The 16,334-nt window shown below is 60.9% G+C and carries 10 protein-coding genes and 1 pseudogene; 3 read left to right on the top strand and 8 right to left on the bottom strand.

Going from position 1 to position 16,334, the window contains the following annotated elements:
• Positions 1 to 14 precede the first annotated feature (14 nt).
• From G6N44_RS02585 to G6N44_RS02600, 4 genes are read right to left on the bottom strand one after another with little or no spacing between them, the layout of a single operon-like run.
• Complete coding sequence (locus G6N44_RS02585; RefSeq protein ID WP_064932424.1) at positions 15 to 3,140, bottom strand: type I restriction endonuclease subunit R; 3,126 nt, start codon at positions 3,138 to 3,140, stop codon at positions 15 to 17.
• Positions 3,140 to 4,033: a GIY-YIG nuclease family protein gene (locus G6N44_RS02590; protein WP_163660869.1), complete on the bottom strand. Its 894-nt coding sequence runs from the start codon at positions 4,031 to 4,033 to the stop codon at positions 3,140 to 3,142. Before G6N44_RS02590 ends, G6N44_RS02585 begins: the two co-directional genes overlap by 1 nt.
• Positions 4,034 to 4,035: 2 nt before the next feature.
• On the bottom strand, positions 4,036 to 5,349 hold the full coding sequence (locus G6N44_RS02595; RefSeq protein WP_131812924.1) for a restriction endonuclease subunit S: 1,314 nt from the start codon (positions 5,347 to 5,349) through the stop codon (positions 4,036 to 4,038).
• Positions 5,346 to 7,322 carry a type I restriction-modification system subunit M gene (locus G6N44_RS02600; protein WP_163660871.1) on the bottom strand — a complete coding sequence of 659 codons (1,977 nt, stop codon included), beginning with the start codon at positions 7,320 to 7,322 and terminating at the stop codon, positions 5,346 to 5,348. Before G6N44_RS02600 ends, G6N44_RS02595 begins: the two co-directional genes overlap by 4 nt.
• A gap of 281 nt (positions 7,323 to 7,603) precedes the next feature.
• Here G6N44_RS02600 and G6N44_RS02605 point away from each other — a divergent pair, with 281 nt between their 5' ends.
• Entirely contained in the window at positions 7,604 to 8,101 is a 498-nt protein-coding gene (locus G6N44_RS02605; protein WP_131812925.1) for a DUF6932 family protein, read from the top strand.
• Positions 8,098 to 8,994: a hypothetical protein gene (locus G6N44_RS02610; RefSeq protein ID WP_064932428.1), complete on the top strand. Its 897-nt coding sequence runs from the start codon at positions 8,098 to 8,100 to the stop codon at positions 8,992 to 8,994. Before G6N44_RS02605 ends, G6N44_RS02610 begins: the two co-directional genes overlap by 4 nt.
• An 89-nt stretch (positions 8,995 to 9,083) precedes the next feature.
• Here G6N44_RS02610 and G6N44_RS02615 read toward each other — a convergent pair whose 3' ends face one another.
• The 3 genes from G6N44_RS02615 to G6N44_RS02625 form a co-directional block, all read right to left on the bottom strand.
• Positions 9,084 to 9,794, bottom strand: a complete 711-nt coding sequence (locus G6N44_RS02615; RefSeq protein ID WP_308213818.1) for a recombinase family protein — start codon at positions 9,792 to 9,794, stop codon at positions 9,084 to 9,086.
• A 103-nt stretch (positions 9,795 to 9,897) separates the two neighbouring features.
• Positions 9,898 to 11,733: a molecular chaperone DnaK gene (dnaK, locus tag G6N44_RS02620; RefSeq protein ID WP_163660873.1), complete on the bottom strand. Its 1,836-nt coding sequence runs from the start codon at positions 11,731 to 11,733 to the stop codon at positions 9,898 to 9,900.
• A 1,253-nt stretch (positions 11,734 to 12,986) separates the two neighbouring features.
• On the bottom strand, positions 12,987 to 14,108 hold the full coding sequence (locus G6N44_RS02625; RefSeq protein ID WP_163660875.1) for a caspase family protein: 1,122 nt from the start codon (positions 14,106 to 14,108) through the stop codon (positions 12,987 to 12,989).
• A gap of 122 nt (positions 14,109 to 14,230) precedes the next feature.
• Here G6N44_RS02625 and G6N44_RS02630 point away from each other — a divergent pair.
• Positions 14,231 to 15,453: pseudogene (locus G6N44_RS02630) on the top strand (IS3 family transposase).
• A gap of 219 nt (positions 15,454 to 15,672) precedes the next feature.
• Here the strand turns inward: G6N44_RS02630 and G6N44_RS02635 are convergent.
• Positions 15,673 to 16,248, bottom strand: a complete 576-nt coding sequence (locus G6N44_RS02635; protein WP_131812926.1) for a hypothetical protein — start codon at positions 16,246 to 16,248, stop codon at positions 15,673 to 15,675.
• Between the last annotated feature and the right edge of the window lie 86 nt (positions 16,249 to 16,334).

Raw genomic sequence — 16,334 nt, forward strand, 5'->3', positions numbered from 1 at the left:
GATCGTTGTGAGACTCAGGCCGTCGGCTTCAACCCCTGGTAGATGATCGGCACCAGTTCGCCGAGCAGCTTCTGGGATAGCTCAGGGTTGTTGAGAATCTGCGTGGAGAGATCCTCCGAAGATGCCATGGCCCCAATCACCGCGCCGACGAACTCGTTCTGCAGATCAGGACTGGCCGAGAACTGCGCCAGGGTGTTGTTTTGCGCCTGCTGCTGCAGGGTCTCGCTTTCTTCGAGCCGGTCCTTGATGTGGGTGACTACGTTGCGGACGCTGGAGTCGGGGTGTTCGCCGGAGAACAGGTCATTGATCTGGGCGATCACCTGTTCCAGCGCGACCAACTCCGGATCGCGGGCAGTGCCGGTTCCCCCAGCTTTGGCCGGCTGCAGCACGACACCGCCGGAGAGCTTGCCGTCCGTAGCCTGCTGGGCGTGCTGGGCAAGGTAGTCGAAGTCGACACCCGACAGGTCGATGTCATGGTGGAGTTGTTCGCTGGCGATCATGGGTGCGAGGTGCCGTATGTAGATCGACAGCTTCTCGATGGCGGGGTCTTCGTAGTTGACGATCTGGGACAGGAAGTCGTATTGGCGCAGGAAAGTGCCGATGTCCTTGCGGAAGATGTCCAGCTCTTCCAGGGCCAGGCTGTCGCCGTGGTCGCGGGCATGGCGCTCCCGGTCTCGGAAGACATCTCGCGCTGGCTTGATCCACTTGTTAAGGGCCTCATGTCCCTTGCCGGGCTGCTTCGCGTACTTGAGGTAATCGACAACCAGTCCGTTGACCTCTGATTCTTGGTAGATCCCGGCGGCGTCGAGCTTGTTGACCGTCTGGTGCACAATGTTCGGGTCGGTGACATCGGCGAGGGTGGTGGCGTCGTAGTAGGGCTCGAAGGCCTCCACGATGTCCTCGGAGGCGTTGGCGAAGTCCAAGACGAAGGTCTGGTCCTTGCCCGGTGCGGTTCGGTTGAGCCGAGACAACGTTTGGACCGCCGCCACACCCGACAAGCGTTTGTCGACGTACATCGCCACCAGCAGCGGTTGGTCAAATCCGGTCTGAAACTTGTTGGCCACCAACATCACCCGGTACTCGTCGGTGGCGAACGCATCGCGCAGATCGCGGCCCTTCAGCCCAGGATTCATGCTGGTTTCAGTGACCTTTTCCAGCCCAGAGTCGGGGTCGGTGACCTCGCCGGAGAAGGCCACCAGCGCGGCGATGTCGGTGTACTTGTGCTCGGCGATGTACTTGTCGAAGGCCAACTTGTAGCGCACCGCAGCCCTACGTGAGGAGGTGACGACCATGGCCTTGGCCTTGCCGTCGAGCCGCCATGCCACGTTGTCGCGGAAGTGCTCGATGATGATCGCGACCTTCTGGCTGATGTTGGTGGGGTGCAGCTTGACCCAGTTCATCACCGACTTGAGCGCCGCACTCTTGTCCACCAGTTCGCCGGTGGATTCGCCGGAGACCTGGACGGTGCCGGAGGCGGCGGTGTCTTCGGTTTCGAAGATCTGCCCGTTGTGAGTCAGCCGAAAAGCCGTCTTGTACGGCGTGTAGTTGCGCAGCACGTCGAGGATGAAGCCCTCGTCGATGGCCTGCTGCATCGAGTACAGATGGAACGGGTGTGGCTTGCTGTGGATGCTGGACCTGTGGCCGAACAACTCCAGGGTCTTGGCCTTGGGGGTTGCCGTGAACGCGAAGAAGGACAAGTTCTTCGTCTCGGCGCGCGCGGTCATTTCAGCGGCCAACACGTCCTCAGCATCGAGGGTGCCGCCGTCCTCGAGGTCGTCCCGCTCGCTTTCCGACAGTGCGGCCTTTAGTCGTTTGGACGATTCCCCGGCCTGTGAGGAATGGGCTTCGTCGGCGATGATCGCGAAGCTTTTGTCTTTGAGGTCGGCTTGCTCCTGGATCATTTGCAGCGCGTAGGGGAACGTCTGGATGGTGACGATGATGACCTTCGTCCCACCGGTCAGCGCATTGGCCAGCTCTTGGGACTTCGCGCCACCCAGCCCGGCGATATGGGCGACTACCCCTGGGGTGCGGTCGATCTGGCGGATCGCCTCCTGCAACTGGGCATCCAGGACGTTGCGGTCGGTGATCACGATGACGGAGTCAAACACTGGCTTGTTGGCGTCGTCATGGAGGACCGACAGGCGATGCGCCAACCATGAAATGGAGTTGGTTTTCCCTGAGCCGGCGGAGTGCTGGATCAAATACTTCTGCCCCGGTCCCGTGCGGCGGGCATCTGCGACCAGACGGGTGACTACGTCCCATTGGTGGTAGCGCGGGAAAAGCATCCGTTGGGTGCGGAGCTTCTTATTGGTGGCCGGGTCGATTTTCTCGTCGATCTGTAAGTGCAGGAATCGCCCGAGGATGTCCAACCAGGTGTCACGGTCAAGGATCTGCTGCCACAGATACGCCGTCGGCGAGCCATGCGGATTGGCCGGGTTTCCGGCGTGGCCGTGATCACCTCGGTTGAACGGCAGGAAGGCGGTGTCCACGCCCGCCAGCTGGGTGGTCATCTGCACTTCGGAGTTCGACACCGCGAAATGCACCAACGCTCGCGAGGCGAATTGCAGCAGGGGCTCACCTTTGGGCAGGCGGTGATGCTTGTACTGAAGGACCGCGTCGGTGACGCTCTGAATGCTGAGGTCGGTCTTCAACTCCGCAGTGGCCACCGGGATGCCGTTGACGAAGAACACCAGGTCGATGCTGTTGGAGTTCTGGGTCGAGTAGTGGACCTGGCGCATCACCCGCAACCGCACTGCGTCATACCGTTGCTGGGTGGTCTCGTTGAGCGTGGTGTTGGGCCGGAACTGGCACATCGCAAACTGAGCATTGAGGTCCTTGAAGCCGCGCCGCAGCACCGACAATGTGCCGCCGTTGGCCCTGTACGGATCGGCCCCCAACTGCTTCACCAGCGTGGCCAGCACCCCGGCCCGAGCCTTGGCCAGCGCCTCACCCGTCAGCTCCGGCTTAACCCGCTTGGCCAACTGGCCAGGCTGCGTATCAGCCAGCCACGCAAACACATCCTCGGTGAATAAGGCGAGCTCACGGTCATAGCCCGCATCGGTCGGCGAGTACAGCCAACCTTGCTCGGCCAGGTACTCGCAGATCTCGGTCTCGAATGATGATTCATGATGCTGGGTCATTATGGCTGCGCCTCATCGGTTCTCGGTCCCACCGTGAGCTGCTCCAGTTCGCTGATGGATTGGCCTTCGGCGTTGCGCCAACTCTTCCGCCCGTTGTTTTCCCCGCCGACGAGCGCGCATCCCGCCGCCGATGGGGAACCGAAGAGATGATCCTTCAGAAATATCAATTCCTGCTCGCCGACTTCGATCACTCCTTCCTCCTCCAGAGCTTTCCGCTGGACAGCGATGCCAGGACGTGCAGAGGCGCGTACTCCGGCGCGGCCCTTGGACCCGGCCAACACCAACAGTCCCTCCGAGGTCTGGTAACCGGTGGCATCACAGCCGGCCTCGCGGAAGAACAGAGATTCTGGTTCGCTGGTACTCGCTTGCGTAGGGTGCAATGCAATGGGCTTCACTGATTCGAGCACCGGAGCGCCGAGCGTGGCCAACAGCACCGCGATAGTGTCTATGAACTCCTGGCAGTCGGCCTCCAACGGCTCAGGGGTGAACGGGTTCGACGCCTGATTGCCATTCAGCAACGTGTACCGCCCAGCAGCCTTGGCCCGCGCTAGCGACAACCATTCGAGGTAGGCCACGTGGGTCGAGGTCCACTCGTTCGTCAGCGACACCGCCACAATCGCCTTGGTCCAGAAATCCTTGGTCGCAGTGTGCTGCTGAAGCCGCCCCCCTACATTGCCGGACTGACCGATGTAGCACTGCGGCGTCTCGTCCTCATGCGATCCGAACAAGTAGTAGACACCCACCTGCCCGGCCTCAGGACGCTGGAGGAACTGACCGAGAAGTGAGCGGGGCACCTCGAATGCACGCACGGTGCGTGTCGTCAGGTTTGCAACACGTAACCCCGCCGGATCCCCAGAGGGCAAATAAATCTGGATCGTCTGTGCGCGCGCCATTGCTAGGCCACTGCCCCCCGCACGTCGATCTTGCCGGTTACTGCATCGGTGATCAGTGCGGCGCGGTACTCCCTTAGGGCTTCAATGACACCAGTTGATTTGCCGATCAGATCGTCGATCGTGTCGGTGCGGGTTGATAGGAAACGAGCGATGGCGACTTGCTCATCCATAGGAGGCAATGCGATCGCGACGTTTCGGAAGTCCGTCATCGCAAGGTTTTGCATGCTGGAGCTTGCACCAACACACATCGCCACGATCTGCGAGCGATAGACCTCCGTCTGTGTCCAGTAGTAGATGAACCGCGCCGATGCGCCATTGAATCGGACCTGCCATAGCTTGTCAGAGAGAAACAGGTTGGGGCGTCCGCTCTCGGCATATCCGGCAGAGCCAACCAATAGCGGCGTGTTGGCACGGTTGACGATTAGCGAATCGGCCTTAACGGGACAGGTGGTGCGGTCAATCTCGTTCTGGTCAACAACGGTTTTGTTGGCTGCCGGATTGAACCACCCTGCAGACACGCAACTCGTTTTGAGGACGGCGACGTCGTCGGCTCCGGCTGGCCAGTCGCCAGCATTGACACTCGTTCCCGATTCGATCGAATGGATGACGTTTTTCAACCGAGAAGTCATCCAGCGGCGCGGTTCGTCGCCAAGCCATTCAACTCCGGAGTCTTTCATCTCGGTATCAGGGTCGAGACCCTTGGTGACGGCGTGTGTGATGGTGGCGGTGCGGTCCTCGCGAAGGGTGGCGATGAGCTGTTCCTGCTTGGCGATCAATGCGTCGATCTTGGAAGTTTCATGCTCCAAGAATTCAACGATCGCTTTCTGCTCGTCCTGCGGTGGTACAGGCAGCTTCACTGCGCCTAGCCGACCGGCGCTGATAATTGGGAGGGTATTACCCATTGATGAAGCCCGAATGCGATCTTGACTCGCGATCAACGCGAAGTAGACAAATTTGGGACATTGTGCACCGACGATGGCATTGATTTGTTGGTTTGAGGCAGCCAGTTGGTCGACATAACCGATCTTGCCAAGTGTCGCTCCGATAGACACGACGTGTACCGAGGGTGGGGTGAGGTGCGGTACTGCCGCCCAGCCGGATTCGGATAGATGGCGGGATGCCACTGAGGGCTTGCCCGTGGCATCCAAGTCCTCTGGCCGGAACCAAGGAAAGCTATCGTCGCCGCCGTCGGCGAAATGCTGTTGTTCGCCGGTCGTCGCCGGGGTGCCCCCTGTCACCAACTGACCGATGAACTTAATCGGGAGCATCGTCCAGTGTGCCGGTATCGCTGGCAGATCGATTTCTCGGGAGGTCACGCTCCCACCTCGCCAAGCATCACTTGGATTTCACTGACCAAGACGCGCAGGTCCTCTTGGATCTCACTCAGAGGTCTCGGAGGTATGTAGCGGTAGAAGTGCCGGGTGAAGGGGATTTCGTAGCCGATCTTGGTCTTATCTTGGTCGATCCAGGCGTCGGGAACGTGGGGTAGGACTTCGCGGGCAAAATACTCCTCAATGTCCTCAGTCAAGGGGACGTTCTCGGTATCGCGCAGCGCAGGGTCGGGTTCGGGGTTGCCCTTGGCATCGGTGACGATAGTGGCGTCATCGTCATGCTCCCCGACGGTCGACCAGATCGTTTTCACAAGCGGGGCGGACGGTTTCGTCAGGCCTGCCTTATGGAGCGCGTCCTTGAGCTCGGTGATGAACTCGTCGCGGTCCTTCCACTCCCACCCGATCAGGCCGGTAAGAGCCTTGCTGATCGCGGCCTTCTCGCCGTCCTTGAGCTTGTCGACATTCTTCTGCGCCAGCACTGCCTCGACCTTGTCCCTAGTGGGTGTGAACCGCAGCTGCAGGGGTCGTTCGACGGTGATGGTGGAGTAGCCGAACTCCTCGCCCTTTAAGGCCTTCGAGTGTGCGTCGTGTTCATCGGTCGCCTGCTGGTTTCGGAAGCTGTCGTACAGGTTGCAGATCCGCTCGATGTCCTTCGGGCGCAGTTCTTTCCGCTTGGAGCCGAGGGACTTGCTCCTCCTGCCGTACATGTCGACGGCGTTGATGAGCTGCACTTTGCCCTTGCGCTTGGCAGGCTTGTTGTTGTCCAAGATCCAGATGTAGGTGGCGATGCCGGTGTTGTAGAACATGTCGGTCGGCAGCGCGATGATGGCGTCCAATAGGTCGTTCTCGATGATCCACTGCCGAATGTTCGACTCGCCCGATCCGGCTGCGCCCGTGAATAGAGGCGAGCCGTTCAGCACGATGGCCAGGCGGCTGCCGCCCTCCCCGTTCTTGACCGGCTGCATCTTGGAGATCAGGTGCATCAGGAACAGCAGCGAGCCGTCGGAGACGCGGGGCAGGCCGGGGCCGAAGCGTCCGGCGAAGCCGCGTTGTTCGTATTCGTCGGTGACTTTCTTCTGCTGGGTGTTCCAGGCCACCCCGAAGGGCGGATTGGATAGCAGGAAATCGAAGTGCTTGGTGCGGAACCCGTCATCGGCCAGTGTGTCGCCGAGGTAGATGTTGTCGACGTCTTGGCCCTTGATGATCATGTCGGACTTGCACATTGCGTATGAACGGGGGTTGATGTCCTGCCCGTAGAGCACAGGGCGTGCCTTCGGGTTCATGGCTATGAGGTGATCGTAGGCGGTGGAGAGCATGCCGCCGGTTCCGGCGGCGGGGTCGTAGATGGTGCGGACCGTGCCGGGCTTGGTCAGTACGTCGTCTTGAGCGTGAAAGAGGATGTCGACCATCAGCGAGATGACCTCGCGGGGGGTGAAGTGATCGCCGGCCTGAGCATTGTTGGATTCGGCGAACTTGCGGATTAGTTCTTCGAAGATATAGCCCATGTCGTGGTTGGTGATCACGTTGGGGTGCAGGTCGACTGCGGCGAACTCCTTGACGATCAGGTAGAGCCGGTCCGACTTGGCGAGGTCACCGATGAGGTCGATCATGCGGAAGCCGTCGAAGATGTCGCGCACGTTGGGTGACAACCGCTCGATGTAGTCGATGAGATTGTCGGCCACGCCTTCGGGATCGCCCACGAGTGCTGCGAATGTCCACCGTGAGGTGCTGTAGAAGGGCAGTTTGAACTTGGTCTTGAGCATCACGCCGGGTTCGACCTTGGTGGCCTGGATCTTCTTGTATTCGGCGAGGACCTTGTCCTTGGTGGGTTCCAAGATGCAGTCCAAGCGGCGCAAGATTGTGAACGGCAAAATCACATCGCCGTACTGGTTGGGCTGATATGGCCCCCGCAGCAGGTCAGCAATCTTCCAGATCAAGTTGGCATTGGTCTGCGCCATAGTGCAGTTGGCTCCTTGGTTCCAAGTCTTAGTTAAGCGGAAGTTACCGCGAATCGTGGTCCATCACGGCGAAGCGCCGACGAATGATGTGTCGCGCTTCAGGCAGTCCAACGATGACGTACGTTCGCGACGCGAACGCTCGAGTTACTCAGAAGCGAGCGCGTCGGGGCCAGCAGTCTACGATTCTGCAGCGTGTGGGAATGGGGGTTGTTGGTCGCTTGATTCCTGATCTAGTTGATGGCCATCTGCCAGTGGGAACGTACTTGTGCACATTGGAGGAGTTGGAGGCAACGTTCGTCGATGCAGCTCAGTTTGCTGCGTCGGGTAGCCGACGCGCAGTGTTCGATGGTCTTGTGGACTATCTCGCCGACTGGGAAGCCGTCGAATCCGACCTCCAGGTCAAGGTGCTGAAACGGCTGTGGGTAGGTGGGAGCTTCACCAGTGGCGCCGTAGAGGTCGGCGACGTCGACATCTCGCCATTTCTCGACAGTGACGTGCTGGGCTCGCTGCGTGGCCGCCCAGGTGCAGGACAACTTAAAGCGTTGTATCAACACCGGGACAAGATTAAGTCGACCTACCGGGTCGAACCGTTCGTCGTACTATGGAAGCCATTCACCACCCTTAAGCTGCGGAATCTGGAGGCTGAGGAGTACGAGTACGTAGCTACTCGGGGCATGATGGACGATTTTTGGCAACGCACAACGGACTTGTCGGTCAAGCAAGCGATGCTTTCCGAAGATGCTGAACCAGCCCGAGGGTATCTGGAGGTGACGTTATGAGCCTGGCTGACAGGTATCCACGCCTCCGACGTCGTCAGTTGCCAGAATGGGTAGTCAACAATACCGACGACGATTCGGACCTCGTCCAGGCCGCCCGCCGATCCTTCGTGGGTGCGATTCAAGACGTCACCTCGAACGCCCGCTTTCCAATCCACTTGGATCTGCGGCTCATTGGCCCATCGACGGAGGGTGGACGATTGCCATCCGACGTCTTGCAGGTGGCAGACCGTTTCCAAGGTGAGGTGCGAGAGGCGCTCAGCTCAGCAGCGGCAGCCCGTATCGCAGACATTGATTGGGTCGGTGTCAGCGAGGGCAGCGCGATCATGCATATGGTGCCCCGTTTTGTTGCCGTAAGCCTGGATCAGCTCGACGTTGCGGTAGTCGACGAGTTTGAGTCGGCGGTCGCGCACGTTCTCAAAGTGCACGACGACCTTGAGAACGAGGCTGACGATAGCGCGTTTGCAGACGAACGACCCGACTTCCTCCACCAACTTCGACTGCTCACATCCGAGCTAAATGACCGGAACCTTGACCTCGAGGTCACTGCGGCAGGGAGCACTGGAAGTCGGTTGAACTCCACTCTGTCCAGGAAGGGCCGAATCCGAGCAAAGGCACTTTTCGAAAGATCGGCCGTGTCGTCCCCACAGGTTTTGTCGGGGCGTGTAGTGAGCGTGGATCTTGAAGGCAACGCCATTGAGATGCGGGTGGAGAAACAGCGGGCGAAGGCGAAAATTGTGCAGGTGCCATCTGGTGTTCTTGTTGGTGGTGAGGTCATGGTTGGCCAGCCACTGGCCGTGTCCGTCATGACCGAACACCAGGCGGATCAGACTGGTAACCGGACCGCCGACAAGCATGTGTGGGTCGGCATCGCGGCGGATCAACTCCCACACTGACCGCTTTCAACTGCCGGCGCCGCATGCCAGCGGCCCGTGACCGACGAGGCATCGGCGCACGCGCTGGTCGACGACCACCCCCGGCCGGCTCAACCAGCTTCGTGATTGAGGTACCGGTAGAGCGTCGCCCTGCTCACCCCTAGGTACTTCGCGATGTCCTTGGCGGTGTGGCCGTCTGCTTTCATCCGCGTGGCAGTGGCGATGTGGTCGCCGTCGCCGACCTTGCGCGGTCGCCCAAATTTGGTCCCATTGGCGCGAGATGCCGCTCGCTTCAAGGCAGTACGCTCCTTGACCAACTCGCGTTCGTACTCCGCGAGCGACCCGAGAACGCCGATCATCATGCGACCAGCGGGAGTTGACGAATCGATACCGTCGGTGACCGACACCAGAGTGACGCCACGGGTAGTCAACTCCTTGACGGTCTGCAGGATGTGCAGCATGTTGCGACCCAAACGATCTAGCTTCCACACCACCACGGTGTCGCCGTCACGAACGTATGCGAGCAGGTCGGCCAGGCCGGGCCGGTCGTCGCGGGCACCCGACATGACGTCCGAGAACACCTTGGTCACGCCGGCTGCGGTCAGCGCCTCATTCTGTTGATCCAAGGTTTGGGTGACGGTGCTGACCCTGGTGTAGCCGACCCGGGTGCCGATGGATGCCGACTCGGCATTGCGCTGGCTCATAAATGGTCCCAACGCCAGTTTCGAGACAGATATTTCTGAGACGAACTTTCGAGACACCACGACCTGGGCGCGTCCGACGGCCAATCCCGGCTGCGGTGATGTCTCGTATGTGGTCATTTTTGGGACGGTTACTGCGATCAATGGTTACCGATCGGGTTCACGCTGAGCGGTGACGCTCGCAGAACCCGGCAAGTTCCTTCGCCAAGTCGGCCCAGATGGATTAGGTTTCTCGCCAATACCAGTCTGATGCTTCTGTTGCCTCGGCATCGACAACCTCGGCGTCCACCACGTTGTCGTCCGCATTGGACGAATCGGCAGCTCCACCCGATCCACCGGCGGCCTGCTCGGCCTGCGTGGCTTCGTAGATCGCCTGGCCCAGACCCTGGGACTCGACACCGAGCTTCTCCATGGCGTCCTTGATCGCGGAGATGTCGGAGCCTTCCAGCGCCGACTTGGCCTCGGCGATCGCACCGTCGACCTTGGTCAAGGTGTCCTCGGGAACCTTCGACCCGCCCTCGGCCTCACGCTGTTCCTTGACGAACTTCTCCGTCTGGTAGACCAGCGACTCGGCCTGGTTGCGGACGTCGGCCTCTTCGCGACGCTTGCGATCTTCGTCGGCTTGTGTTTCGGCGTCCTTGATCATCCGGTCGATCTCTTCCTTGGACAGGCCGGAGCCTTCCTGGATCTTGATCGTGTTTTCCTTGCCGGTGCCCTTGTCCTTGGCGGTGACGTGCACGATGCCGTTGGCGTCGATGTCGAAGGTGACCTCGATCTGCGGCACACCACGCGGGGCCGGCGGGATACCGGTCAGCTCGAAGGAGCCGAGCAGCTTGTTGTGCGAAGCGATTTCGCGCTCACCCTGGAAGACCTGGATCTGCACCGACGGCTGGTTGTCGTCGGCGGTGGTGAAGGTCTCCGACCGCTTGGTCGGGATGGTGGTGTTGCGCTCGATCAGCTTGGTCATCACGCCACCCTTGGTTTCGATACCGAGGGACAGCGGGGTGACGTCAAGCAGCAGAACGTCTTTCACCTCGCCCTTGAGCACACCGGCCTGCAGCGCGGCGCCCACTGCGACAACCTCGTCCGGGTTGACGCCCTTGTTGGGCTCCTTGCCCCCGGTCATTTCCTTGACCAGCTCGGTCACGGCGGGCATACGGGTGGAACCACCCACCAGCACCACGTGGTCGATTTCGCCGACCGAGATGCCGGCATCCTTGATCACCGACTGGAACGGCGAACGGGTGCGGTCCAGCAGATCCTGAGTGATCTTCTGGAACTCGGCGCGGGTCAGCTGCTCGTCGAGGAACAGCGGGTTCTTGTCGGCGTCGACGGTGATGTAGGGCAGGTTGATCGAGGTGCTCTGCGAGGAGCTGAGTTCGATCTTGGCCTTCTCGGCGGCCTCACGCAGCCGCTGCATCGCCATCTTGTCCTTGGTCAGGTCGATGCCGCTGGTGGCCTTGAACTTGTCGACCAACCACTCGACGATCCGGTCGTCCCAGTCGTCGCCACCGAGGTGGTTGTCACCGGAGGTGGCGCGCACCTCGACGACACCGTCGCCGATCTCCAGCAGCGAGACGTCGAACGTGCCGCCACCGAGGTCGAAGACCAGGATGGTCTGTTCCTTGCTGCCCTTGTCGAGGCCGTAGGCCAGGGCGGCCGCAGTGGGCTCGTTGACGATGCGCAGCACGTTCATGCCGGCGATCTGCCCGGCTTCCTTGGTGGCCTGACGCTGAGCGTCGTTGAAGTACGCTGGCACAGTGATGACCGCGTCGGTGATGTCCTCACCGAGGTAGGCCTCGGCATCGCGCTTGAGCTTCATCAGCACACGCGCGCTGATCTCCTGCGCCGTGTAGTTCTTGCCGTCGATCTCGACGGTCCAATCGGTGCCCATATGGCGCTTGACCGAACGGATGGTCCGGTCGACGTTGGTCACCGCCTGGTTCTTGGCGGGCTGACCGACCAGCACCTCACCGTTGCGCGCGAACGCGACGACGGACGGGGTAGTCCGGGAACCCTCAGAGTTTGCGACGACGACGGGTTCGCCACGCACCAGCATTGCAACGACGGAGTTGGTGGTCCCGAGGGTAATTCCTACGCTTCTCTGGGGTTGACTGCGCCAAGGCGGCGCGCTGTCGTTCGTTCCAATATCGGCTTGGTGTAGAAACGCCAGCCCCGTTTGCGACCGAGGCAGTCCGAAAAGATGTGACGGAGATGCATGCGAGGGGCTGGAGCCGGTAAAGGTAATAGTTGCTTGGCCGAGGTCGGTAGCGGCCGCGAGGGGCCGAACCTGCCAAAGGGCGTCACGAACCTCCCGATCCTTTCCTGCCGCCTCGAAATCGAGCAACTTCAGCCCCGCGATGAGGAGGCGGAGTCCCTCCGTGTAGACGGGGGTTCCGCGCTCGGCTGCCCCGAGCAGCTCGTTCCGGGCACCGGCAAGCGACGCAGGGGACCGCTGCTCGGCCTCCTGCTGTTCGCGAATAATTCGCCACGCGCGGATAATCGCACCGTCGGGCATCCAGTCTGTCCAGGTGGGGCGGTTCATTGGCCATGCGCGTAAGCGCTCCAGATCGCAGACCCGAAGGAGATAGTAGCCCCCCACCGCCGCGGCGGCCGGGTTGACCAGCAGCAACTTCTCTACTTGCTCGTTGATCAAGCCAGCGTTACCTAATGCGCCGATCGAGACATAGCCGAGCAGTGCCTCGACTAGATTGTTATCGGTCGCAACTGTGACCGCTAGCTCCGGCTCAGCCTTACTACCAGAAGGACGAATGGTTACCTCCAGCCGGTCAGCCGCGGGCAGTGACACCATCGTCCATCTGATGTGGGGTCCGCCGAACTGAAGCATGTGTTCGCGTCGGCTGATCTGGAACCAGAACCGAACCGCATCGGATTCCCATGTGGCCTTTGGCCGGGGCCAAGGTTCGACCCTCCACTTATCGTTGCTGCGCGACCACAACCGCAACCACACCGACCCATAGGCCGGCTCGTCGAAACTTGCGTTGGGTCCAAGGGAGGCCGACTTAAGCACGGCCGTCCTTTGTAAGAAATCGTGCGGTGAAATCTGGCTAAGATCGATTACAAGTGGTGCCGGCGCGCTTACCCTTGCGACGACACTGCCGGTCAGCGACCGGCCCGACGGCAGCAGCATCCGAACGCCGTAGCGTCCCGCGGGCACCTCAACGTGTCGCTGATCGCCGACTTCTATCGTTTGCTGCATGATCAAGCGAAGTTCTTTGTCAAGAATTTCGACCACCACCGGCGCGCCGGCTAGTTCCGGCTCATAGCTCTTCAGCTGAAGTTGAAACCCGCTCATTTCGGCCGCACCCTCAGCACCTGAGGCGAGAATGGAGGTTCGAGAAGGACGCCGCGACGGCTCTTCTCGAAAGTCGAGTCGGCGAAGGAAGCCCCGACCGTGTAGTAGCCACCCCGGACCGTTAGTTCCCACGCGACAGATGCTGGCGGCGTCCGCATAATCCGCTTGGCTCGTGGTGGCGAGTCCGGCTTGTAGAACAGCGTTGCCTTGTCCAGAGCCAGGCGCGGGTCGCAGCCCAGTGTGAGCTTGACATCTGGGGGCGCATCCAGGCGGTAGAGCACCGTGGAGGCCAGACCAGGTCCTTTTGCTGTTGGCTGGCGTCGCCCGGACTGTGCCTCCAACAAATCGTCGATCCGCGCGCTGACGCGTTCAGTTCGAATAACCCAGTCCCCGTACTCGTCGGTGGTTGCAGCGCCACCTTCAAATGCACAAATCAGAGCTGCGGTGAAGTGGGAAACCGCGCCAATCGGGCCGAAGGCGCTCTGAAACGGAGCAGACGATTGAAGGGTCAGGTCGTGTTCGCATTGGCGCTTTTTGTATGCAGTCAGCGTGACAAGTGGTAGGACGGTCGGACTTCCGAGCTTCTCCACCACCCCTGGCGTGACTCCGCGGCAAGCATCGATGAAGAAACACTGCGTCTGCGGTGGGTGTTGGAGAAAACCGTAGCGCGAGCTCTCGAACCCGAATGCTCCGACGAAATGGTTGTCGAACTGACCGAAATCACTGGCAAGAAGAATTTGTTCCGTGCTCTGGAGGCCGTGGCCACAGAAGTAGAACACCGCGACGTTGCCGGGGTTCGTGCTACACCGCGACATCCAGCTTTCCCACGCTGTGCGAATCCCGGCGATGGTCGGCTCGTGGAAGGACATGCCTAGGCCGGCTGGCGACGGATCGGCAGGTGACGGCGAAATCAGCATGTCAACGCTTGCCAGTGGAGCCTTCCAGCGTTCGTGGGCGTTTTGACATAGCCAGTTTGCGAATGCCAATGCCGAGCGTGGCGGCGACGTGAGCTGGCCGAGGTTACCGTACTGCAGCGGGTCCTCAATCGGGGTGCCCGTGCCGCCCTCCAAATGGGGATACCCGCCAACGCCGACGATCAATGCATGTGTCCCCGGCATGGCCGGAGACGCTCTGATCCGCCCCGGCGTGTCTGGAGAGTTCTTCCGTTGGGAAGGATGGGCACGTGGGATCGAAGTCATCGAGGCGGTATCCAGACGAGCTGAAGGTGCGGGCGGTGCAGATGGTGGCCGATCTGCGCAGCGAGACAGTTTCGGAGTGGGAGGCGATGGGCCGGGTTGCTGACCTGCTGGGCGTCGGTACTGCCGAAACGGTGCGCAAATGGGTTCGCCAGGCTGAGATCGACGCCGGCTCTCGGGCGGGGCAGACCAGCGAGGAATCCGAGGTCCTGCGCAAGCTGCGCCGGGAGAATGCCGAACTCAAGCGGGCCAACGCGATCTTGAAGGCGGCCTCGGTTTTCTTCGCCGCCGAGCTCGACCGGCCCTCTCAGTAGTCGTGGAGTTCATCAGCGCCCACCAGCACATGCGGGTGGGCGTTGATGGTCTCAAGTGGGGTGTCGAGTCGATGTGCGCTGTGCTTTCCGAGTACGGCGTCACGATCGCCCCGTCGACGTATTACGCCCACCGCGCCCGTCAGGGCCCCTCGAAAGCCGACTGGGCCGATGCGCAGGTGATCGATGCGATCTGGCAGCTTCGCCAATCGCAGAGTCTGTACCGAGTCCTGGGCGCTCGTAAAACATGGATTGTATTGCGCACCAATGGTATCGACGTATCGCGCTGTGTCGTGGAACGGGTCATGCGGGAGATGGGTTGGCGGGGTGCGTGCAAGCGCCGGCGGGTGCGCACCACCGTCGCCGATCCGGCAGCGACGCGAGCCCCGGATCGGGTCCGGCGTAATTTCGTCGCCGGTGCGCCTGACCGATTGTGGGTGGCCGATTTCACCTACTGCCGGACTCGTGCCGGCTGGGCCTACGGCGTTCGTCACCGATGTCTATGCCCGCAAGATCGTGGGTTGGAAGGTGGCTACCGAGATGACCCAGAAGCTGGTGACCGATGCGATCGACCACGCTATCGACACCAGAAAGCGTTCGGGTGCAGCATCTTTGGATTCACTTATCCACCACAGCGACGCGGGCTCGCAATACACCGCGGTCGCGTTCACCGAACGTCTGGCCGCTGAGGGATCCTGCCTTCAGTCGGATCCGTCGGGGATAGTTTCGATAATGCTCTGGCCGAATCGGTGAACAGCAGCTACAAGACCGAACTCATCGACCGCCAGCCGCTCTATCCCGGTGCCACCGAACTGGCGCTGGGGACCGCCGAATGGGTGGCCTTCTACAACCGTCAGCGACCCAACGGCTACTGCCAGGACCTGACCCCCGATCGGGCCGAAGCGCTCTACTACCATCGCCAACGGCACCCTCATGCCGAGGAGGCACTCAGATAAGAGAACCTCCCGACATGCCGGGGCGGATCAGCCTGCTCCGGGGTGAGTTCTAGTCAACGTCGCAACAGCGACGGACCACTGGAGGCTAACAGCGCTGCGAATAGATCGGCAGGGCAACGGTCTTTGAGAACCATGCGGGGGCGGTTGTCGAGTGGCGCTGGCTGCCGCGGCCCAAGCTTGGCTCGCGAAACAAACCACTTGCCCTGCGACCGCGTGATCCTACGGCGCGGTGCCGCTCTCCGGCATCTCGATCTCAACGATGCGACCACGCCCACGCCGCAAACGTGGTTTGAGGACCCAAAATCTCAAAGCTTGTCGTTTGCGCCATCGAAGTCGGATCTGACCACTAGGAGTCGCCACGTACTCATTCGAATGTCCCCGAAGTTCATCACGCATTAGGGCGTTTAGATCTACTGCGAACCCAACGCTCAGTTGAAGTCGCAGATTGTCGAAGGTCTCCCAGTCTTTATCGCGTCTGGCGCACACAGCTCGGTCGACGACGCGCTCCATTTGCGCGAAATGCTCGACGATGAAGGGGCTGGCAAAGAGCCTGACCCTCATCATGGTGTCAAGGTCGGGAGATGGCGGGTCATTTCGATGTCCTCGGTCATCCCATTCATAGATCGCATGAAGCCATCCCTGGAGTTTCAGGTAGGTGTTGGTCCGTTCTTGCCATAGGTTCTGTTCCCGTATCGCCGACCGCTGAGAACGGTAGGCAACAACCATGCTGACGACCGCCGTGGTGCTACTGGCCAGGACCGCGACCGCAGCAACAGCAATTTCTGCGCTGATCATCGAAGCTCTCTCCCCACTCAGCAGTGGTTCGTCCACTCGGACAGTTCCGTCCTAAGTGGGGCACGACGAAATTTCAACCTTCAGCG

Origin of the sequence: Mycolicibacterium alvei (assembly GCF_010727325.1) — a bacterium.
Taxonomy (GTDB): domain Bacteria; phylum Actinomycetota; class Actinomycetes; order Mycobacteriales; family Mycobacteriaceae; genus Mycobacterium; species Mycobacterium alvei.

Excerpts from the sequence above, each read along its gene's own strand:
- G6N44_RS02610 (WP_064932428.1), top strand. The coding sequence starts at position 8,098 with ATGAGCCTGGCTGACAGGTATCCACGCCTCCGACGTCGTCAGTTGCCA.
- dnaK (WP_163660873.1), bottom strand. The coding sequence starts at position 11,733 with ATGCTGGTGCGTGGCGAACCCGTCGTCGTCGCAAACTCTGAGGGTTCC.
- G6N44_RS02600 (WP_163660871.1), bottom strand. The coding sequence starts at position 7,322 with ATGGCGCAGACCAATGCCAACTTGATCTGGAAGATTGCTGACCTGCTG.
- G6N44_RS02615 (WP_308213818.1), bottom strand. The coding sequence starts at position 9,794 with ATGACCACATACGAGACATCACCGCAGCCGGGATTGGCCGTCGGACGC.
- G6N44_RS02625 (WP_163660875.1), bottom strand. The coding sequence starts at position 14,108 with ATGCCGGGGACACATGCATTGATCGTCGGCGTTGGCGGGTATCCCCAT.
- G6N44_RS02635 (WP_131812926.1), bottom strand. The coding sequence starts at position 16,248 with ATGATCAGCGCAGAAATTGCTGTTGCTGCGGTCGCGGTCCTGGCCAGT.
- G6N44_RS02590 (WP_163660869.1), bottom strand. The coding sequence starts at position 4,033 with ATGGCGCGCGCACAGACGATCCAGATTTATTTGCCCTCTGGGGATCCG.
- G6N44_RS02585 (WP_064932424.1), bottom strand. The coding sequence starts at position 3,140 with ATGACCCAGCATCATGAATCATCATTCGAGACCGAGATCTGCGAGTAC.